Here is a 19,214-nt window from a genome sequence, read left to right on the forward strand (position 1 = left end):
TCCACCTTATCGCAGAACACGCCATTCATGGTCACAAGGAAAAACGCCCACTCGAAAGTGGGCGTCTCAATGTGGTTGCGCGGGCAAGATTTGAACTTGCGACCTTTGGGTTATGAGCCCAACGAGCTACCAGGCTGCTCCACCGCGCGTCAGAGGGGGAAGTATAGCTTATTCGGCTGCGGCTTGCTCGTTGCCAGCGGCTTCCGTCGGCTCGGGGCGGTCCACCAGTTCGACCAGCGCCATCGGCGCGTTGTCGCCGACGCGGAAGCCCATCTTCAGGATGCGCGTGTACCCGCCCGGACGGGTCTGGTAGCGCGGGCCGAGTTCGTTGAACAGCTTCGTCACGTTGTCGCGGTTGCGCAGGCGGTCGAACGCCAGGCGCTTGTTCGACAGCGTGGGTTCCTTGCCGAGCGTCAGCATCGGTTCGATCACGCGGCGCAGTTCCTTCGCCTTCGGCACGGTGGTCTTGATGACCTCGTGCTCGATCAGCGAATTCATCATGTTGCGCAGCATGGCGAGGCGGTGCTCGCTGGTGCGATTGAGTTTGCGGAGTCCGTGTCCGTGGCGCATGGTGTGTTCCTTTCCTTATCTGAAAGGCAGCCGTGTCAGGTACTGCCAGTTCACCAGTGTTTAACTAATCAGTCGAGGACAGAGCAGCGCGCTACGCGCTCCTGGTCTGTCCCACGATTACCTTTTATCCAGGCCGGCGGGCGGCCAGGATTCCAGTTTCATGCCAAGGGTCAGGCCGCGCGAAGCGAGCACTTCCTTGATTTCGTTGAGCGACTTGCGACCCAGGTTCGGGGTCTTGAGCAGCTCGTTCTCGGTGCGCTGGATCAGGTCACCGATGTAATAGATGTTCTCGGCCTTCAGGCAGTTGGCGGAGCGGACGGTGAGCTCGAGCTCGTCGACCGGGCGCAGCAGGATCGGGTCGAACTGCTGCGAGCTGCGCTGCACCGGCGCGTCGAACGCGGCCAGTTCGGAGCCTTCCAGCTGCGCGAACACGGCGAGCTGCTCGACCAGGATCTTGGCCGAGGCACGCACCGCGTCTTCCGCCGTGATGGCGCCGTTGGTCTCGATCTCCATGACCAGCTTGTCCAGGTCGGTACGCTGCTCCACGCGGGCGCTTTCGACCGTGTAGCTCACGCGCTTGACCGGCGAGAACGAGGCGTCCAGGACGATGCGGCCGATCGACTTGGTCGGCTCGTCGCCGTAGCGGCGCATCGTGCCCGGAACGTAGCCGCGGCCCTTCTCCACCTTGATCTGCATGTCGATCTTGCCGCCTTGCGACAGCGTGGCGATCACGTGGTCGGGATTGATGATCTCGACGTCATGCGGGGTCTGGATGTCGGCGGCCGTGACGACGCCTTCGCCGTCCTTGCGCAGGGACAGCGTCACCTCGTCGCGGTTGTGGAGCTTGAACACCACGCCCTTGAGGTTCAGGAGAATGCCCACGACGTCTTCCTGCACGCCGTCGATCGACGAGTACTCGTGCAGGACACCGGCGATGGTCACTTCCGTCGCCGAATAACCCACCATCGACGAGAGCAGGACCCGGCGCAGCGCGTTGCCGAGCGTGTGGCCGTAGCCGCGCTCGAAAGGCTCCAGGGTCACCTTGGCACGGTTGGTGCCAAGCTGTTCCACGTTGATGGACTTGGGTTTCAGCAGGTTGGTTTGCATGCAGGACTTTCCTCTCAATACCCCCGGCTCGTTACACCGGTAAGGCTGGGGTCCCATCGCCGTGCCCGGCGTGGGGAATGAAACGGGGCGAGGGCGGTGCCGCACCGGCGGCGCCGCCCTTCATGCGCCTTAGCGCGAATACAGTTCGACGATCAACGATTCGTTGATGTCGGCGCCGAATTCGTCGCGGTCCGGGACCTTCTTGAAGGTGCCTTCCGCCTTGTCGACGTTCACTTCGATCCAGGCGGGGATGCCGACTTGGGTCGCCAGCTGCAGGGCCTCGACCACGCGGTTCTGCTTCTTGGACTTCTCGCGCACGGCGATCACGTCGCCCGGCTTGACCAGGTACGACGGGATGTTCAGCGGCTTGCCGTTCACGGTGATGGCCTTGTGGCTCACCAGCTGGCGTGCTTCGGCGCGGGTGGAGCCGAAGCCCATGCGGTACACCACGTTGTCCAGCCGGGACTCCAGCAGGAACAGCAGGTTGGCGCCGGTGTTGCCCTTGCGGCGGTCGGCTTCCTCGAAGTAGCGGCGGAACTGCTTTTCCAGCACGCCGTACATGCGCTTGACCTTCTGCTTCTCGCGCAGCTGCAGGCCGAAGTCGGACGTGCGCTGGCCGGAAGTGCGGCCGTGCTGGCCGGGCTTGGAGTCGAACTTGGCCTTGTCGCTGATGGCGCGGCGGGCGCTTTTCAGGAACAGGTCGGTGCCTTCACGGCGGGAGAGTTTGGCCTTGGGGCCGAGGTAACGTGCCACTTTCTCTATCCTTCAAATGACTACCGCGGCCTGTTGCCGCGGGAGCCGGCAGCGCATGCGTCGCCGGCGGTGGGCTTCAACAAATCAGCTTAGATGCGACGACGCTTCTGCGGGCGGCAGCCGTTGTGCGGGACCGGCGTCACGTCGGAGATCGACGTGATGCGGATGCCCAGCGCGGCGAGCGCACGCACGGACGATTCACGGCCCGGGCCGGGGCCGCGGATTTCGACGTCCAGGTTCTTGATGCCCTGCTCCATGGCGGCACGGCCAGCCACTTCCGAAGCCACCTGCGCGGCGAACGGGGTCGACTTGCGCGAGCCCTTGAAACCCTGGCCGCCGGAGGACGCCCAGGACAGGGCATTGCCCTGGCGGTCGGTGATCGTGATGATCGTGTTGTTGAAGGACGCGTGCACGTGGCAGACGCCGTCCGACACGTTCTTGCGAACCTTCTTGCGCACACGCTGCGCGGCGTTGTTGGCAGGAGCCTTGGCCATGTCTTGTCTTTCTCGAAGTGAGGGGTCGGGGTAGTCGCGCCGGGCGCTTCTTGGTCCGACCCCAGGTACTTGTTACTTCTTCAGCGCCTGCGCCGCCTTGCGCGGACCCTTGCGGGTGCGGGCATTGGTGCGGGTGCGCTGGCCGCGCATGGGCAGGCCGCGGCGGTGACGGAAGCCGCGGTAGCAGCCGATGTCCATCAGACGCTTGATGTTCATCGTCGTTTCGCGGCGCAGGTCACCCTCGATGGTGAACTGGGCGATCTGGTCGCGGATCTTTTCCAGGTCGGCGTCGGTCAGGTCCTTCACCTTCTTGGAATAGGGGATGCCCGTCGCTTCGCAGATCAGGCGAGCGCGCGTGCGGCCGATGCCGAAGATCGCCGTCAGGCCGATTTCGGCGTGTTGGTGCGGCGGGATGTTGATGCCAGCAATACGTGCCATGTCGTTCCTCTAAATCTCTCTCAGCCCTGGCGCTGCTTGTGGCGCGGGTCCGTGCAGATCACGCGCACGACGTTCTTGCGGCGGATGATCTTGCAGTTGCGGCAGATCTTCTTGACGGAAGCCGAAACTCTCATGTTCTTTCTCCTAAATCTCTAAATCAGCCGCCAAGCGACGTCTTGAAGTTGGCCTTCTTCAGCAGCGATTCGTACTGCTGGCTCATCAGGTAGTTCTGCACCTGCGCCATGAAGTCCATCGTGACCACCACGATGATCAGCAGCGAGGTCCCGCCGAAGTAGAACGGCACGTTGTACTTCAGGATCAGGAACTCCGGCAGCAGGCACACGAAGGTGATGTAGATCGCGCCGGCGAGCGTCAGGCGCGCCAGGATCTTGTCGATGTACTTGGCCGTCTGTTCGCCCGGGCGGATGCCGGGGACGAACGCGCCGCTCTTCTTCAGGTTGTCCGCCGTCTCGCGGCTGTTGAAGACCAACGCCGTATAGAAGAAGCAGAAGAAGACGATCGCTGCAGCGTAAAGCATGACATAGATCGGCTGGCCGGGACTCAGCGTGGACGCAATGTCCCTCAGCCAACGCATGCTATCGCCGGTCGAGAACCAGCTGACCACGGTGGCGGGCAGCAGGATGATCGAGCTGGCGAAGATCGGCGGGATCACGCCGGCCATGTTCAGCTTCAGCGGCAGGTGCGACGACTGGCCGCCGTAGACCTTGTTGCCCACCTGGCGGCGCGCGTAGTTGACCAGGATCTTGCGCTGGCCGCGTTCCACGAACACCACGAAGTAGGTCACCAGGGCCACGGTCAGCACGATGAAGATCGCCACGAGCGGTCCCATCGCGCCGGTGCGCACCAGCTCCAGCAGCCCGCCGATGGCGGAAGGCAGCCCCGCCGCGATGCCGGCGAAGATCAGGATCGAGATCCCGTTGCCCAGGCCGCGCTCCGTGATCTGCTCTCCCAGCCACATCAGGAACATGGTGCCGGCCGTCAGGCTCACGACCGCCGTCATGCGGAAGCCGAAGCCCGGGTTCATCACCAGGCCGGCGGAACCCTCCAGCGCCATGGCGATGCCGAGGCTCTGGAAGATGGCGAGGGCCAGCGTGCCGTAGCGCGTGTACTGCGTGATCTTGCGGCGCCCGGCCTCGCCTTCCTTCTTCATCTGCTCGAACGTGGGGACCACGTAGGTGAGCAGCTGCATGATGATGGAAGCCGAGATGTACGGCATGATCCCCAGCGCGAACACCGTGAACCGGCTCAGCGCGCCACCCGAGAACATGTTGAACAGGCTCAGGATGCCGCCCTGCTGGCCCTTGAACAGCTGCGCGAGCTGGTCCGGGTTGATGCCGGGCACGGGAATGTGCGCGCCGATGCGGTAGACCACCAGGGCGAGCAGCAGGAACACCAGCCGGCGACGCAGGTCGCCGAACTTGCCGGTCTTCGCGATCTGGGCTGCGCTAGTTGCCACGGACGCCTTTCAGTCGTTTCAGGCCAAGGAGCCGCCGGCCGCCTCGATGGCAGCCTTGGCACCCGCGGTCGCACCGATGCCGGTGAGCTTGACCTTCTTGGTCAGCTCGCCCGACTTGATGACCTTGACGTTCTTCACGTTCTGGCCGACCAGCTTGGCACCCTTGAGCGTCAGCAGGTCCACTTCGGCGGCGCCGAGCTTTTCCAGGTCGCCCAGGGTGACTTCGTCGTTGAACTTGAGGTTCTGCGACTTGAAGCCACGCTTGGGCAGGCGGCGCTGCAGCGGCATCTGGCCGCCTTCGAAACCGACCTTGTGGTAGCCGCCCGCGCGGGACTTCTGGCCCTTGTGGCCGCGACCGGCGGTCTTGCCCAGGCCGGAGCCGATGCCGCGGCCGACGCGGCGGCGCGGCTTCTTCGAGCCGTCCGCCGGCTTGATGGTATTGAGTTCCATGTCAGAGCACCTTCACCAGGTAGTCGACCTTGTTGATCATGCCGCGCACCGCGGGCGTGTCTTCCAGCTCGCTCGTCGAGTTCAGCTTGCGCAGGCCCAGGCCGCGGACGGTCGCGCGATGCGATTCCTTGGTGCCGATCGGGCTGCGGACCAGCTGGACCTTCACGGTCTTTTGCTGTTGGTTGTTGGCCATCGTGTTTCTCCTCAGGCGGCGAAGATGTCTTCGACCGACTTGCCGCGCTTGGCCGCCACCTGACCCGGGGTCGTGGAGTTCCTCAGCGCGTCGAACGTGGCGCGGACCATGTTGTACGGGTTCGTCGAACCGTGGCTCTTGGCCACGATGTCCGTGATGCCCATGACTTCGAACACGGCGCGCATCGGGCCGCCGGCGATGATGCCGGTACCCTTCGGGGCCGGCGCCATCATGACGCGGGCGGCGCCGTGCTGGCCCAGCACCATGTGGTGCAGGGTGCCGTTCTTGAGCGACACGCTGGTCATGTTGCGGCGGGCTTCTTCCATCGCCTTCTGCACGGCGGCGGGCACTTCCTTGGACTTGCCCTTGCCCATGCCGACCTTGCCGTTGCCGTCGCCGACCACGGTGAGCGCCGCGAAACCGAGGATCCGGCCGCCCTTCACCACCTTGGTCACGCGGTTCACCGCGATCATCTTCTCTTTGAGGCCGTCTTCCGGACCGTCACCCTGACGGTTAGCTTGAATCTTTGCCATGTCGTCTTTCCGTGTCCGTTAGAACTGCAGGCCGGCTTCGCGGGCCGCTTCGGCCAGCGCCTTGACGCGGCCGTGGTACGCGAAACCCGCGCGGTCGAACGCCACCTTCTCGACGCCGGCGGCCTTCGCCTTCTCGGCGATGCGCTTGCCCACGTTCTGCGCGGCGGCGACGGTGGCGCCCTTGCCGGCACCGCCGAGTTCCTTGCGCAGGTCGGCTTCGACGGTGGAGGCCGTGGCCAGCACCTTGGAGCCGTCGTCCGAGATCAGCGTCGCGTAGATGTGCAGGTTGGTGCGGTTCACCGTCAGGCGAGCCGTGCCCTGCTGGGCGATGCGGATGCGCGTCTGCTTCGCACGGCGCAGACGCTGTTCCTTCTTGGTCAACATCGTCATGCTCCTTACTTCTTCTTGGTCTCTTTGATCACGATCTTTTCGTCCGCGTAGCGGATGCCCTTGCCCTTGTAGGGCTCAGGCGGACGAACAGCCCGGATCTCGGCGGCCAGCTGGCCCACGCGCTGGCGGTCGGCGCCCTTGACCACGATTTCCGTCGGGGTCGGGGTGGCCACCGTGATGCCCGCGGGCATTTCGATGTTCACGGGGTGGGAGAAGCCCACCGCCAGGTTCAGCTTGTTGCCTTGCGCCGTGGCCTTGTAGCCCACGCCGACCAGCGACAGCTTCTTCTCGAAGCCGGCGGTCACGCCGTTGACCATGTTGTTCACCAGCTGGCGCATGGTGCCGCTCATGGCGTTGGCTTCGCGCGATTCGTTGGCGGCCGCGAAAGTCAGCTTGCCGCCTTCGTTGGTCACCTTCACCAGTTCGTTCTGCGCCAGGGTGAGCGAACCGCCCTTGCCCTTCACGCTGATCTGGTCATCCTTGATCGCCACGTCCACGCCCTGGGGGACGGTGACGGGCATTTTTCCGACTCGGGACATTTCTCTATCCTTCCCTTAGGCGACGTAGCACAGCACTTCGCCACCGACACCGGTAGCGCGCGCCTTGCGGTCCGTCATCACGCCCTTCGGCGTGGTGACGATCGCCACGCCCAGGCCGTTCATGACCTGGGGAATGGCGTCGCGGCCCTTGTAGACGCGCAGGCCGGGGCGGCTGACGCGCTCGATACGCTCGATCACCGGACGGCCGGCGTAGTACTTCAGGGCGATCTCGAGCTCGGACTTGCCGTTCTCGCTCTTCACCTGGAAGCCGTCGATGTAACCCTCGTCCTTCAGCACCTGGGCGATGGCCACCTTCACCTTGGAAGAGGGCACGCTCACGGTCGCCTTGGAGACCATCTGCGCGTTACGGATACGCGTCAGCAGGTCGGAGATGGGATCACTCATGCTCATATCTGTCTCTCCTCGCCCGGCTTACCAGCTGGCCTTGACGATGCCCGGGATGTCGCCGGTGAAGGCCATCTCGCGCACCTTGTGGCGGGTGATGCCGAACTGGCGGAAGGTGCCACGCGCGCGGCCCGTCAGCTCGCAGCGGTTGCGCTGGCGCGTCGGGTTGGCGTTGCGCGGGAGCTTCTGCAGCGCCTGGCGTGCGGCCATGCGCTCCTCGTCGCTCTTCTTGGCATCGCTGATGATCGCCTTGAGTTCCGCCATCTTGTTGGCGTACTGGGCGACCAGCTTGTCACGCTTGAGTTCGCGTTGGATCAAAGCAGTTTTAGCCACGATGCACCTTCAGTTCTTGAACGGGAAACGGAAGCCCGCGAGCAGCGCCTTGCACTCGTCGTCGGTCTTGGCCGTGGTGGTGATGGAGATGTTCAGGCCGCGCAGCGCGTCGACCTTGTCGTACTCGATCTCCGGGAAGATGATCTGTTCCTTGACGCCGATGTTGTAGTTGCCGCGGCCGTCGAAGGCCCGGCCGCTGACGCCACGGAAGTCCCGCACGCGCGGCAGGGCCACGGTGACGAAACGGTCCAGGAATTCGTACATGCGCGCGCCGCGCAGGGTGACCATGCAGCCGATGGCCTGGCCTTCGCGGATCTTGAAGCCGGCGATGGCCTTCTTGGCCTTGGTCACGACGGGCTTCTGGCCGGCGATCTTGGTCAGGTCGCCCACGGCGTTGTCCATGACCTTCTTGTCCGCCACGGCCTCGCTCACGCCCATGTTCAGCGTGATCTTGGTGATGCGCGGCACCTGCATCGGCGACTTGTAGCCGAACTTCTCGGTCAGCTGCGGCACGACCTTGGTGCGATAGTGTTCTTGGAAACGGGACATGGTCAGGCCACCTTGATTTCGTCGCCGGACGACTTGAACACGCGCGAGCGCTTGTTGCCGTCGACCTTGATGCCCACGCGGTCAGCCTTGCCGGTGGCGGAGTTGAAGATCGCCACGTTCGACTGGTGGATCGGCATGGCCTTTTCCACGATGCCGCCGGTGGTGCCCTTCAGCGGATTGGGCTTGGTGTGCTTCTTCACCAGGTTGATGCCCTCGACGACCAGGTACTGGTCGTCCTTGCGCAGCGTGACGCGGCCGCGCTTGCCCTTGTCCTTGCCGGCCAGGACGATGACTTCGTCACCCTTCACGATCTTGTTCATTGGCGGGTTCCTTACAGGACTTCCGGGGCCAGCGACACGATCTTCATGAACTTCTCGGTACGCAGCTCGCGCGTGACCGGGCCGAAGATGCGGGTGCCGATGGGCTCCAGCTTGTTGTTGAGCAGCACGGCGGCGTTGCCGTCGAACTTGATGAGGGAGCCATCGCCGCGGCGGATGCCCTTGGCGGTGCGGACCACCACTGCGCTGTAGATCTCGCCCTTCTTGACGCGACCCCGCGGAGCGGCTTCCTTGATGCTCACCTTGATGACGTCGCCGACGCTGGCGTAGCGACGCTTGGAGCCCCCGAGCACCTTGATGCAAAGGACGGACTTCGCGCCGGTGTTGTCGGCGACTTCGAGCCGAGATTCAGTCTGGATCATTTCGTTGGTTCCCAACTTGTCCCGAACGCACCCTGATGGACGATCCATCAGGACATCGGGGCAGTCTTGGTCCCGTCGTCGCCCCCGGCGGCCTGGCCGGCCGGTGGCTTCGAATGGGTAGAAGCTCGCCCAAAAAGGCGAGCCCGCGATTATGGCAGAAGGAGGGCGTTTGTCAAACGCCTCCTACACGAACCCGCTCAGGCGGGCATGCGCACGTAGGTCTGCGCCAGTTCCCGGAACGCCGCCGCCTGCGGGTCGATGCCGGTTTCCTCCAGCAGGATCGCGCCCACCTCGGCCGACAGCGCGGCCGCCTGGGCGGCATCGAGGAACAGCAGGCGGATGCGGCGGGCCAGGACGTCTTCCACGGTCCGGGCGTACTCGTGCCGGGCGGCGAAGCGGACCATCGCGACCGTCAGCCCGCCGCCCAGGTGCCGGTCGCCCCGGATCGCCGCCACCTCGCCGGCCTCGGCGCCGTACAGGTGCAGGCCCGGTGCCGCACTGATGGACATCGGCTGCGCCTCGGCCGGAGGCGCCCCGACCAGCCGCAAGTTGGCAGTCACTCCCGCAGGAGTCCGCTCCAGCAGGCCGGCGGTGAAGCATTTCTCCAGCACATCCTCGGCCATGGCCCGGTAGGTGGTCCACTTGCCGCCGGTCACCGTGACCAGCCCGGTCTTGCTCACCAGGACGGTGTGCTCCCGGCTGAGCGACTTGGTGGTCTCGGCGTCGTCGCCCACCGGCTTGACCAGGGGGCGGAGGCCCACCCAGAGACTGCGGATGTCCTCCCGGCGGGGCGCACGGACCAGGTAGCGGGCGGATTCGCCGAGGATGAAGTCCAGCTCCTCGCGAAAGGGCCGCGGCTCGCGGGCGAGGTCGCCACGCGGCGTGTCGGTCGTCCCCAGGATAAGCTTGCCCATCCAGGGCACGCCGAACAGCACCCGGCCGTCCGAGGTCTTCGGGACCATCAGCGCGTGGTCGCTGGGCAGGAATTCGCGGTCGACCACGGCGTGCACGCCCTGGCTGGGCGCCACCATCGGCTCGACCTTGCGGCCGGCGGCCACGCCGTCCTGCCGGCGCAGCTCGTCGACCCAGACCCCGGTGGCATTGACTACGCAGCGTGCGCGCACCGTGAATTCGCGTCCCGTCTCCGCGTCGCGGCAGTTCACGCCGGCCAGCTTGCCGCCCGTGTGCAGCAAGCCGGTCACGGCGCAGTAGTTCACTAGCAGGGCACCGCGTGCGGCCGCCGTGCGCGCGAGCGCCAGCGCGAGGCGGGCGTCGTCGAACTGCCCGTCCCAGTACTTGACCCCGCCCTTGAGGCCGTCCGGCCGGGCCGTGGGCAGGCAGGCGAGCGTCTGCCGCCGGCTCAGGAACTCCGTGCGGCCGAGGCCGGCGGCCCCCGCCAGCGCGTCGTACATCTTGAGCCCCGCGCCGTAGAAGGGCGTCTCCCACAGCTTGTACGAAGGCATCACGAAGGCCAGCGGCTGCGCGAGGTGCGGTGCGTTTTTCAGCAGCGTCGTGCGCTCCTGCAGCGCCTCGCGCACCAGGCCGATGTTGCCCTGCGCCAGGTAGCGCACGCCGCCGTGCACGAGCTTGGTCGCGCGCGACGATGTGCCCTTGGCGAAGTCGTGCGATTCCAGCAGCACCACCTTCAGCCCGCGCGCGGCGGCATCGAGCGCCACGCCCAGGCCGGTGGCGCCGCCACCCACCACGGCCAGGTCCCAGGTCCCGCCCTGCGCCAGGCGCGCCAGCAGGTCTTCGCGCCGCGTCGGGGCGGCGCTCTGCGTCGAGGAATCGTTCAAGTGCGGGTCCAGCCTTTCGCGCGCTCGACCGCTTCGCGCCAGCGCGCGAGCTTGGCCACGCGTTCCCGCTCCGACAGCCGGGGTTCGAACCGGCGGTCCACCTTCCACTGCCTCCCGATCTCGGCGGGGTCGGCCCAGAAGCCGGTCGCCAGCCCCGCCAGGTAGGCGGCGCCGAGCGCCGTCGTTTCCGTGACCTGGGGCCGCACCACCGGCACGCCCAGGAAATCCGCTTGCATCTGCATGAGCAGATTGTTGCGCGAAGCGCCCCCGTCCACGCGCAGCTCCGTCAGCGGAATGCCAGCGTCGCGCGACATCGCCGCGAACACGTCGGCCGACTGCAGTGCGATGGCCTCGAGCGCCGCGCGGGCGATGTGCGCCCGCGACGTGCCGCGCGTCATGCCCACGAGGGTGCCCCGGGCATGCCCGTCCCAGTCGGGGGTGCCGAGACCGGCGAAGGCGGGCACGAGATACACGTCGCCGGTGTCTTCCACCTGCGCCGCCAGCGACTCGACTTCCGGTGCCGACTGGATCAGCTGCAATCCGTCGCGCAGCCACTGCACGGTGGCGCCCGCCATGAAGACGCTGCCTTCCAGGCAATACGCCAGGTTGGTCGGGCCGTCCGGGCCGCGCCAACCCACCGTGGTGAGCAGGCGGTTGCGGCTGGTCACGCGCTGGCCGCCGGTGTTCATCAGCATGAAGCAACCGGTGCCATAGGTGTTCTTGGCCATGCCGGGCGACCAGCAGGTCTGGCCGAAGGTGGCGGCCTGCTGGTCGCCCGCGATACCGGCGATCGGCAGTTCGGTCCCCAGCACGGTGGCGTCGGTGGTCGCGACCAGCCCGCTGGACGCGACGACCTCTGGCAGCACCGCGCGCGGCACGCGCAGGAGCTTCAGCAGTTCGTCGTCCCACGCGCCGGTGCGCAGGTTGAACAACATCGTGCGCGAGGCGTTGCTGGCGTCGGTGGCATGCACGCGGCCGCCGGTGAGCTTCCAGACCAGCCAGCTGTCGATGGTGCCGAAGGCCAGCTCGCCGGCCTCGGCACGCGCCCGCGCGCCCGGCACGTTGTCGAGAAGCCATTCCAGCTTGGTGCCGGCGAAGTACGCATCGATCACCAGGCCGGTCTTCTGCTGCACCCGGGCGGCATGCCCGCGGGCGCGCAGTTCGTCGCAGCGCGTGGCCGTGCGGCGGTCCTGCCAGACGATCGCGTTGGCGACCGGTTCACCGGTGGCGCGATCCCACAGGAGCGTCGTCTCGCGCTGGTTCGTGATGCCGATGGCGGCGATGGTGGCCGCGCCGCCGGCCTTCTCGATGGCTTCCAGCGCCACCGCGTGCTGGGTCGCCCAGATCTCGCGGGCGTCATGCTCCACCCAGCCCGGCTGCGGGAAGATCTGCGCGAACTCACGTTGCGCCAGGGTCACCACCTGGCCGGCGGCGTCGAAGACGATCGCGCGCGACGAGGTCGTCCCCTGGTCGAGGGCAAGAACGTATCTCATGGGCCGGCAGCGTAACGCATGGGCGCGGGGGCGGGCGCTAGACTGCCGCCTCCATGGCCCTTCCTCCTTCGCCCGCCCTGCCGTCGCGGCGGGCCGTCCTGCGCGCCGGCGGCGCGGCCTGCGTGCTGTCGGCCATGGGCTGCATGCCGCGCCAGGACGCGCCCGCGGTGCCCTCCGGGCCCAGCCGCCTGCGCCTGCTGGCAGAGACGCGCCTGCCGCACGGGCTGCGCGTGCAGGGGACCACGGTCGGTGGCCTCTCGGCGATCGATCACGACCCGGCCACCGGCGCGTGGGTGGCCCTGAGCGACGACCGTTCCGAGCTGCAACCGGCCCGGTTCTACCGGCTCGCCGTCACGCTCTCCGCCGCGACCCTGGTCGTCGAGGTGACGGAGTCCGTCACGCTGCTGCAGGCGAACGGCCAGCCCTTCCCGCCGCGGCGCGCCGGCGGCGAAGTCGTGGACCCGGAAGGCATGCGCCTGTTGCCGGGCGGGCGGGGCGTCCTGTGGTGCAGCGAAGGCGAAGAACGGGTCCACCAGCCGCCGACCGTGCGCGAAGCCCGCCTGGACGGCACCCATGTGCGCGACCTTCCGGTCCCTGCCCTGCTGCAGTTCACCCGTCCGGGGACGGGGGCGCGCGTCAACCAGGCCCTGGAGGGACTGGCGCTCACGCCCGATGCGCGCTTCGCCTGGGCCGCCATGGAGGGCCCGCTGCACCAGGACGGGCCCGAGCCCGGCGTAGGGCGCCCCGGCGGCCCGTGCCGCCTCACCGCCTTCGACCTCTCCAGCGGCCGCGCCGTCCGGCAGGTCGCGTACCTGCCGGATGCGGTGCCCCTGCCGCCCGTGGTGCCGGGCGGATACGCGGACAACGGCATCAGCGAGGTCCTGATGCTGGACGGCGCACGCATGCTGGTGCTCGAGCGCGCCTACAGCATGGGTGCCGGCAATTCGTTGCGGCTGTACGAAATCGATACGCGTTCCGGCAGCGACACGCTCGCGCTGGAGCGCCTGCGCGAAGGCAGCTACCATCCCGCGCCCAAGCGGCTGGTCGCCGACTTCGCGCACCTGGGCCTGTCGCTCCTCGACAATACGGAGGGCATGTGCTGGGGCCCGCGCCTGCCGAACGGCCGGCGCACGCTGGTGGTGGTCAGCGAGGACAACTTCAGCGCCCGGCAGGTCACGCAATTCGCAGCCTTCGAATACCTGGAATCCCCATGACGCAGACGAACGAACGGATCGCCTTCATCGGCGGCGGCAACATGGCCAGCGCCATCATCGGCGGCCTCCTGAAGCAGGGCCTGCCCGCCGCGGACGTGCAGGTGGTCGAGCCGGTCGCCGAAGCACGCGAGCGCCTCGCGCAGCAGTTCGGCGTGCAGGCGCAGGCGCAGGCGGATGCGGCCCTGTCCCGCGCGGCCCTGGTGGTCTGGGCCGTGAAGCCGCAGACCTTCCGCGACGCGGCCGAAGCCGCGCGCGCGCACGTGCAACAGGCGCTGCACCTGAGCGTCGCCGCCGGCATCCGCTCCGGCAGCATGGCCGCCTGGCTGGGCACCGAACGCATCGTGCGATCGATGCCGAACACGCCGGCGCTGGTCGGCAAGGGCATGACCGCCCTGTACGCACGCCCCGCCGTGGCCCAGGCGGACAAGGCGCGCGTCGAGCGGGTGATCGCCACGACGGGCGAACACCTCTGGGTGGCCGAGGAGCAGCATCTCGACGCGGTCACCGCGCTCTCCGGCTCCGGCCCCGCCTACGTCTTCTATTTCCTCGAAGCGATGGTGCAGGCCGGCACGGAGATGGGACTGTCGGCGCAACAGGCGCGCCGGTTGGCCATCGCCACCTTCGCGGGAGCTTCGGAGCTGGCGCGGGCCTCCGCCGATCCGCTGGAAACCCTCCGCGAGCGGGTGACGTCGAAGGGCGGCACCACGTATGCGGCCCTCACGTCCCTGGAAGGAGACCAGGTGAAGGCGTCGTTCGTGAGGGCCTTGCATGCCGCGTGCGAGCGGGCCGGCCAGCTGGGCGACGAGTTCGGGAAGTAGCCCTCAGGCGATCGCGTAGCCCACCGCCGTGCCGGCGAACAGGGCGAATCCCACCCAGTGGTTCAGGCGGAAGGCCCGGAAGCAGCCCTCCCGCGTGCGGCCGCGGATCAGCGTGAAGTGCCAGAGCGCCTGGGCCGCCGCGCCGGCGACGGCCAGGCCCACGACCCACGCCGGGATCCGCCCCGTCATCACGACCGCCCAGGCGCCGATGGCCACGGCATAGCAGGCCATCACCACCGGCACGTCCGCCTTCCCCAGGGTGATCGCCGAAGTCTTGATCCCGATGCGCAGGTCGTCGTCGCGGTCCACCATGGCGTACTCGGTGTCGTAGGCCAGCACCCAGAACAGGTTGCCGAGCAGCAGCCCCCAGGCGAGCAGCGGCACTTCACCGCGCACGGCGGCGAACGCCATGGGGATGCCGAAACTGAACGCGACGCCCAGCACCGCCTGCGGCATGGAGACGAAGCGCTTCGCGTACGGATAGGCGATCGCGATGGCGAGGGCCGCGAACGACCAGGCGATGGTCGCCGCGTTGGTCGTCAGCACCAGCAGGAAGGCCAGCAGCGCCAGCACCGCGCCGAGGACGAGGGCCTCGCGCACGGAGACCCTGCCGCTCGTGACCGGGCGCTGCGCGGTGCGCTTCACGTGCCGGTCGAACTCGCGGTCGGCCACGTCGTTCACGCAGCAGCCGGCGCTGCGCATCAGGATCGTGCCGAGCGTGAACACCGCGACCAGGTCCCAGCCCGGGAAGCCGTCCGCCGCGATCCACAGCGCGGACAGGCTGGGCCACAGCAGCAACAGCCAGCCCGCCGGGCGGTCCCAGCGGACCAGGTCGAGGTAGAGCCGGGCCCGGTCCCTCACGTCACGCCGAGGCCCAGGCGCCGCAGGTCCAGGCGCCCTTCGCGCATGGGCGGGCACCAGAAGTACGCACCGGTCACCGGCTTGGAAATGGAGAACAGCGCGTCCACCACGCCGTCCTCGTGCCCGGCCATCCGCCGCATCTGCTGCTCGAAGGCCTGGTGCGACTTGCCGAATGCCACGAACATCAGGCCCGCCTGCATGCTGAGCATCCAGGGCATGGAGCGGCGCAGGACGAACGCCGGCGGATCGAAGCTCTCCTGCGCGGTGCGCTTGACGTGCGCGGTTTCGGGCGCGTCGTCGATCTCCTCGTTGTCGGAGAGGCGGCGGCCGAAATGGTGGTCGCGCTCCTCGTCACCCAGCGCCTCGAAAGCGTCCAGGTCGTGCACCCACTGCTGCACGGCGACGTAGCTGGAGCCGTCCACGCCTTCGCCCAGGCCATGGGCGAACGCCGCCTCCTCCGCGGCCTCGCCCGTCGGGTTCTCGGTGCCGTCCTCGAAACCGGTGAGGTCGTGGCCGTGGCCGCCCTCCTTGTAGGCGTGCCGGAACGCGTCGACGGCGTGCCGCACGGTGAAGGCCGGGGCCAGGGCCTTCTGCACCTTGCGCGTGACGTGCAGCAGGTCGCCGAGGTCGGAGCCGCGCATCCAGCACCAGAGCGTGCCGGGCGTGACCGGCACCTTGATGTCGCCGCGCGAGAAGTCGGGGAATTCGTGCAGGTTCGGGATGTCGGCGCCGAGCGCCTTCGCCAGCGACGGCCCGATGCCGACCACGACGTCGCTGCCGTCCACCAGCGGCGTGAGGCGGGTGAGCGCTTCGCGGATGGCCGCGGCGTCCACCTTCGGGTCGCTCAGGTTGAACAGGACGAAGCGCGCCACGGGCGGGACGCCTTCGAAGATGCCGGGCTGGTACGGCTTGTCGGCGGGGACGGGGCTCGTTTCTCTCATGACAGTCTCTTCACGCCCGGAAGTTCGCAGGCGTAGATGGCGTTGCGCAAGGCGGCGACCGCCTCGTAGCGCGTGAAGCTGCGCCGCCAGGCCAGCACCACGCGCCGGCTGGGCGGGTCGCCTTCGAAGGGGATGTACTTGACGAAGGCCTGGTCGTCGTTGCGCCGCTTCGGCTTCGCGGCCAGGGCGTCCTTCGGGACCGACAGGCGCGGCACCAGCGTGATGCCCATGCCGGCGGCGACCATGTGCTTGATCGTTTCCAGCGAGGAGCCCTCGAAGCTCTTGCGGATGCCTTCGGCATCGCTGGAGAAGCGCGCGAATTCGGGGCAGACCTCCAGCACGTGGTCGCGGAAGCAGTGGCCCGTCCCGAGCAGCAGCATGGTCTCCTTCTTCAGCTCCTCGGCCTTCACCGCCTTGAGCTCGGCCAGCGGATGCGTGGTCGGCACGGCGACCAGGAAGGGTTCGTCGTACAGCGGCGCGATCGCCAGGCCGGTGTCCGGGAACGGCTCGGCCAGCACGGCGCAGTCGATCTCGCCGGTGCGCAGCATCTCCAGCAGCCTGGCGGTGAAGTTCTCCTGCAGCATCAGCGGCATCTGCGGGGTGCGCGCGATGGCCTGGCGCACCAGGTCGGGCAGCAGGTAGGGCCCGATGGTGTAGATCACGCCCAGCCGCAGCGGGCCCGCCAGCGGGTCCTTGCCGCGCTTGGCGATCTCCTTGATCGCCGCGGCCTGCTCCAGCACGCTCTGCGCCTGGCGGACGATTTCCTCGCCCAGCGGCGTGACCGACACCTCGTTGGCGCTGCGCTCGAACAGCTTGACCTCGAGTTCGTCCTCGAGCTTCTTGATGGCCACGGACAGCGTCGGCTGGGACACGAAGCAGGCCTCGGCCGCGCGGCCGAAATGCTTTTCCCGCGCGACGGCGACGATGTATTTGAGTTCTGTGAGCGTCATGGGTGCGGCGGGTCCATTGTCGTGGAATTGGGTGACCCGCGGGCACGGACGGCGGTGCGGCCCCTCACGCCTTCAGGTAGTCCTGCCGCCCTCCCAGCCAGCGGGCCACGTGCTGCTCCGCCAGCCCCGGATGCCGGTCGAGCATGGCCGGCGCCGCGGCACGGGCCCATTCCAGCAAGGGCCCATCGGTCAGGAGGTCGGCGAAACGCAGCAACGGCGCGCCCGACTGCCGCGCGCCGAGGAACTCGCCCGGCCCGCGGATCTCGAGGTCGCGCCGCGCGATCTCGAAGCCGTCGTTCGTCTCCGCCATCGCCTTCAGGCGCGCGCGCGCGGTCTCACCGAGGCGGCCGCTGTCGCCGGCGGAGTACAGCAGCACGCAGGCGGAGGCAGCGGCGCCGCGGCCCACGCGCCCGCGCAGCTGGTGCAGCTGCGACAGGCCGAAGCGTTCCGCGTGCTCGATCACCATGAGCGACGCGTTCGGCACGTCGACCCCCACTTCGATGACGGTGGTGGACACCAGGACCGCCATCTGGCCGCCGGTGAAGAGCGACATCACCGCTTTCTTCTCGGGGCCCGGCATCCGCGAGTGCAGCAGGCCGACCATCACGCCGGGCAGCGCGGCCCCCAGCGCCTCGTGCGTCGCGGTCGCGTTGGTGAGATCGAGGTTCTCGCTCTCCTCGATCAGCGGGCAGACCCAGTACACCTGCCGGCCTTCCGCGACCTGGGCGCGGATGCGCTCGACCACTTCGTCGCGGCGGTTGTCCGAGATCAGCTTCGTCACCACCGGCGTGCGGCCGGGCGGCAGTTCGTCGATGGTGGAGACGTCCAGGTCCGCGTAGTAGCTCATGGCCAGCGTGCGCGGGATGGGGGTCGCGGACATCATGAGCAGGTGGGGCTCCCCGCCGTCACGCAGCTTGCCGCGCAGCGCCAACCGCTGCTCCACGCCGAAGCGGTGCTGCTCGTCGATCACCGCCAGCGCCAGGGCCTTGAACTGCACCTGCTCCTGGATGACGGCGTGCGTGCCCACCACCAGTGCCGCCTCGCCGCTGGCGACCAGCTCCAGCATCGCCTGCCGCTCCTTCTTCTTCTGGCTGCCGGTGAGCCAGGCGACACGCAGGCCGCGCGGCGCGAGCAAAGGCTCCAGCCAGCCGATCAACTTGCGGAAGTGCTGTTCGGCGAGGATTTCGGTGGGTGCCATCAGCGCGCACTGCCAGCCGGCGTCGATCGCGATGGCGGCCGCGAGCGCGGCGACGATGGTCTTGCCGGAGCCGACGTCGCCTTGCAGCAGGCGGTGCATGGGGCGGTCGCGCTGCAGATTGGCGGCGATCTCCTCGCTGACGCGCCGCTGTGCCCCGGTCAGCCGGAAGGGCAGCGCCGCCAGCAGTTGCTCGTGCAGCCCGCCCGGCCCGGCCTGCAGCGTCGGCGCGCGCAACGCGTCGTGTTCGCGGCGGCTGCGCGCCTGCGAGAGCTGCTGCGCGAGCAGCTCCTCCGCCTTCAGGCGCAGCCAGGCGGGATGGCTGCGGTCCTCCAGGGCCGCGAGCGAGACTTCGGGCGTCGGATGGTGGAGGAACTGCAGGGCGCGCCGCAGCGGCCATGCCGTGGCATCGCCCGGCGCCGGCGGTGCATCGGGAGGGATCGTCTCCCGCAGATCCGCACGCTCCAGCCCGCTCGCCACGGCCTTGCGCAGGTACGCCTGCGGCAGGCTGGCCACCGTGGAATACACGGGCGTGAGCGCCTGCGGCAACTCTCCACCGGCCGCCCGCCAGCCCGGATGCACCATCTGCCAGCCGAGGAAGCCGCCCTTGAGCTCGCCGCGGATGCGCAGGTGCGCACCGACGGCCAGCGACTTCTGCTGCGAGGGATAGAAGCTGAAGAAGCGCAGCACGCAGGTGTCGCTGCCGTCGTCCACCGTCACCACCAGCTGGCGCCGCGGCCGGTACTGGATCTGGCAATCGGTCACCGTCGCTTCGATCTGCACCGTGTCGCCTTCGCGCGCATCGCGCAGCTTCACGATGCGCGTCTCGTCCTCGTAGCGCAAAGGAAGATGCAGTGCAAGGTCGATGTCCCGCTCCAGGCCCAGCTTGCGCAGGGCCGCATCAGGGCCCCCAGGCCGCCGCGATGCGGCGTCCGCCCCCCCAGGGGGTGCAGAAACCTTGGGGCGGCCCGGCGGTTTCTTGGGGTTCGGCATCGCCTGCTTCTCTGCCATGGGA

The 19,214-nt window shown here is 68.1% G+C and carries 25 protein-coding genes and 1 tRNA gene; 2 read left to right on the forward strand and 24 right to left on the reverse strand.

Annotated features, from left to right (window positions below):
- Window positions 1-72 precede the first annotated feature (72 nt).
- From IM787_RS06950 to glpK, 20 genes are all read right to left on the reverse strand, one after another.
- Window positions 73-149: transfer RNA gene (locus IM787_RS06950), tRNA-Met, on the reverse strand.
- 19 nt (window positions 150-168) lie between these two features.
- Window positions 169-570 carry a 50S ribosomal protein L17 gene (gene rplQ, locus IM787_RS06955; RefSeq protein WP_193675914.1) on the reverse strand — a complete coding sequence of 134 codons (402 nt, stop codon included), beginning with the start codon at window positions 568-570 and terminating at the stop codon, window positions 169-171.
- Window positions 571-687: 117 nt separating this feature from the next.
- Complete coding sequence (locus tag IM787_RS06960) at window positions 688-1,677, reverse strand: DNA-directed RNA polymerase subunit alpha (RefSeq protein ID WP_193675915.1); 990 nt, start codon at window positions 1,675-1,677, stop codon at window positions 688-690.
- A 129-nt stretch (window positions 1,678-1,806) separates the two neighbouring features.
- Window positions 1,807-2,430: a 30S ribosomal protein S4 gene (gene rpsD / locus IM787_RS06965; protein WP_193675916.1), complete on the reverse strand. Its 624-nt coding sequence runs from the start codon at window positions 2,428-2,430 to the stop codon at window positions 1,807-1,809.
- An 89-nt stretch (window positions 2,431-2,519) separates the two neighbouring features.
- On the reverse strand, window positions 2,520-2,924 hold the full coding sequence (rpsK, locus tag IM787_RS06970) for a 30S ribosomal protein S11 (protein ID WP_193675917.1): 405 nt from the start codon (window positions 2,922-2,924) through the stop codon (window positions 2,520-2,522).
- A 72-nt stretch (window positions 2,925-2,996) separates the two neighbouring features.
- Window positions 2,997-3,362, reverse strand: coding sequence for a 30S ribosomal protein S13 (gene rpsM, locus IM787_RS06975; protein ID WP_193675918.1), 366 nt, complete (start codon window positions 3,360-3,362; stop codon window positions 2,997-2,999).
- A 20-nt stretch (window positions 3,363-3,382) separates the two neighbouring features.
- Window positions 3,383-3,496 carry a 50S ribosomal protein L36 gene (rpmJ, locus tag IM787_RS06980; protein WP_027101758.1) on the reverse strand — a complete coding sequence of 38 codons (114 nt, stop codon included), beginning with the start codon at window positions 3,494-3,496 and terminating at the stop codon, window positions 3,383-3,385.
- A 23-nt stretch (window positions 3,497-3,519) separates the two neighbouring features.
- The gene (gene secY, locus IM787_RS06985; protein ID WP_193675919.1) at window positions 3,520-4,839 is read right to left on the reverse strand and encodes a preprotein translocase subunit SecY; all 1,320 of its coding nucleotides are present in this window, start codon (window positions 4,837-4,839) and stop codon (window positions 3,520-3,522) included.
- An 18-nt stretch (window positions 4,840-4,857) separates the two neighbouring features.
- Window positions 4,858-5,289 carry a 50S ribosomal protein L15 gene (gene rplO, locus IM787_RS06990; RefSeq protein WP_193675920.1) on the reverse strand — a complete coding sequence of 144 codons (432 nt, stop codon included), beginning with the start codon at window positions 5,287-5,289 and terminating at the stop codon, window positions 4,858-4,860.
- Window position 5,290: 1 nt separating this feature from the next.
- Window positions 5,291-5,482: a 50S ribosomal protein L30 gene (rpmD, locus tag IM787_RS06995; protein ID WP_193675921.1), complete on the reverse strand. Its 192-nt coding sequence runs from the start codon at window positions 5,480-5,482 to the stop codon at window positions 5,291-5,293.
- An 11-nt stretch (window positions 5,483-5,493) separates the two neighbouring features.
- Window positions 5,494-6,015 (reverse strand): 30S ribosomal protein S5, encoded by a 522-nt coding sequence (gene rpsE, locus IM787_RS07000; RefSeq protein ID WP_193675922.1) that lies wholly within the window; start codon window positions 6,013-6,015, stop codon window positions 5,494-5,496.
- Window positions 6,016-6,033: 18 nt separating this feature from the next.
- Window positions 6,034-6,399, reverse strand: coding sequence for a 50S ribosomal protein L18 (gene rplR / locus IM787_RS07005; RefSeq protein ID WP_193676351.1), 366 nt, complete (start codon window positions 6,397-6,399; stop codon window positions 6,034-6,036).
- 11 nt (window positions 6,400-6,410) lie between these two features.
- Entirely contained in the window at window positions 6,411-6,944 is a 534-nt protein-coding gene (rplF, locus tag IM787_RS07010; protein ID WP_193675923.1) for a 50S ribosomal protein L6, read from the reverse strand.
- A 15-nt stretch (window positions 6,945-6,959) separates the two neighbouring features.
- The gene (rpsH, locus tag IM787_RS07015; protein ID WP_193675924.1) at window positions 6,960-7,355 is read right to left on the reverse strand and encodes a 30S ribosomal protein S8; all 396 of its coding nucleotides are present in this window, start codon (window positions 7,353-7,355) and stop codon (window positions 6,960-6,962) included.
- A 21-nt stretch (window positions 7,356-7,376) separates the two neighbouring features.
- Window positions 7,377-7,682, reverse strand: a complete 306-nt coding sequence (rpsN, locus tag IM787_RS07020; protein ID WP_193675925.1) for a 30S ribosomal protein S14 — start codon at window positions 7,680-7,682, stop codon at window positions 7,377-7,379.
- Window positions 7,683-7,691: 9 nt separating this feature from the next.
- Window positions 7,692-8,231, reverse strand: a complete 540-nt coding sequence (rplE, locus tag IM787_RS07025) for a 50S ribosomal protein L5 (RefSeq protein WP_193675926.1) — start codon at window positions 8,229-8,231, stop codon at window positions 7,692-7,694.
- A gap of 2 nt (window positions 8,232-8,233) precedes the next feature.
- On the reverse strand, window positions 8,234-8,551 hold the full coding sequence (gene rplX, locus IM787_RS07030) for a 50S ribosomal protein L24 (protein ID WP_193675927.1): 318 nt from the start codon (window positions 8,549-8,551) through the stop codon (window positions 8,234-8,236).
- Window positions 8,552-8,562: 11 nt separating this feature from the next.
- Window positions 8,563-8,931 (reverse strand): 50S ribosomal protein L14, encoded by a 369-nt coding sequence (gene rplN, locus IM787_RS07035; RefSeq protein WP_193675928.1) that lies wholly within the window; start codon window positions 8,929-8,931, stop codon window positions 8,563-8,565.
- A gap of 197 nt (window positions 8,932-9,128) precedes the next feature.
- The gene (locus IM787_RS07040) at window positions 9,129-10,727 is read right to left on the reverse strand and encodes a glycerol-3-phosphate dehydrogenase/oxidase (protein ID WP_193675929.1); all 1,599 of its coding nucleotides are present in this window, start codon (window positions 10,725-10,727) and stop codon (window positions 9,129-9,131) included.
- A complete protein-coding gene (gene glpK, locus IM787_RS07045; protein WP_193675930.1) occupies window positions 10,724-12,220 on the reverse strand; it encodes a glycerol kinase GlpK in 1,497 nt (498 codons plus the stop codon). The genes IM787_RS07040 and glpK overlap by 4 nt, the downstream gene beginning before the upstream one ends.
- A gap of 53 nt (window positions 12,221-12,273) precedes the next feature.
- On the opposite strand from glpK, the gene IM787_RS07050 reads away from it, so the two are divergent.
- Window positions 12,274-13,434 (forward strand): esterase-like activity of phytase family protein, encoded by a 1,161-nt coding sequence (locus IM787_RS07050; protein WP_193675931.1) that lies wholly within the window; start codon window positions 12,274-12,276, stop codon window positions 13,432-13,434.
- The gene (proC, locus tag IM787_RS07055; protein WP_193675932.1) at window positions 13,431-14,252 is read left to right on the forward strand and encodes a pyrroline-5-carboxylate reductase; all 822 of its coding nucleotides are present in this window, start codon (window positions 13,431-13,433) and stop codon (window positions 14,250-14,252) included. The genes IM787_RS07050 and proC overlap by 4 nt, the downstream gene beginning before the upstream one ends.
- 3 nt (window positions 14,253-14,255) lie before the next feature.
- Here proC and ubiA read toward each other — a convergent pair whose 3' ends face one another.
- From ubiA to recG, 4 genes are all read right to left on the reverse strand, one after another.
- Window positions 14,256-15,113 carry a 4-hydroxybenzoate octaprenyltransferase gene (gene ubiA / locus IM787_RS07060; RefSeq protein WP_193675933.1) on the reverse strand — a complete coding sequence of 286 codons (858 nt, stop codon included), beginning with the start codon at window positions 15,111-15,113 and terminating at the stop codon, window positions 14,256-14,258.
- The gene (locus IM787_RS07065) at window positions 15,110-16,054 is read right to left on the reverse strand and encodes a Dyp-type peroxidase (protein ID WP_193675934.1); all 945 of its coding nucleotides are present in this window, start codon (window positions 16,052-16,054) and stop codon (window positions 15,110-15,112) included. Before IM787_RS07065 ends, ubiA begins: the two co-directional genes overlap by 4 nt.
- Window positions 16,051-17,004, reverse strand: coding sequence for a LysR substrate-binding domain-containing protein (locus IM787_RS07070; RefSeq protein WP_193675935.1), 954 nt, complete (start codon window positions 17,002-17,004; stop codon window positions 16,051-16,053). Before IM787_RS07070 ends, IM787_RS07065 begins: the two co-directional genes overlap by 4 nt.
- 64 nt (window positions 17,005-17,068) lie before the next feature.
- On the reverse strand, window positions 17,069-19,210 hold the full coding sequence (gene recG, locus IM787_RS07075) for an ATP-dependent DNA helicase RecG (RefSeq protein ID WP_227494154.1): 2,142 nt from the start codon (window positions 19,208-19,210) through the stop codon (window positions 17,069-17,071).
- Between the last annotated feature and the right edge of the window lie 4 nt (window positions 19,211-19,214).

Origin of the sequence: Ramlibacter pallidus (assembly GCF_015070875.1) — a bacterium.
GTDB classification, from domain to species: Bacteria; Pseudomonadota; Gammaproteobacteria; order Burkholderiales; family Burkholderiaceae_C; genus Ramlibacter; species Ramlibacter pallidus.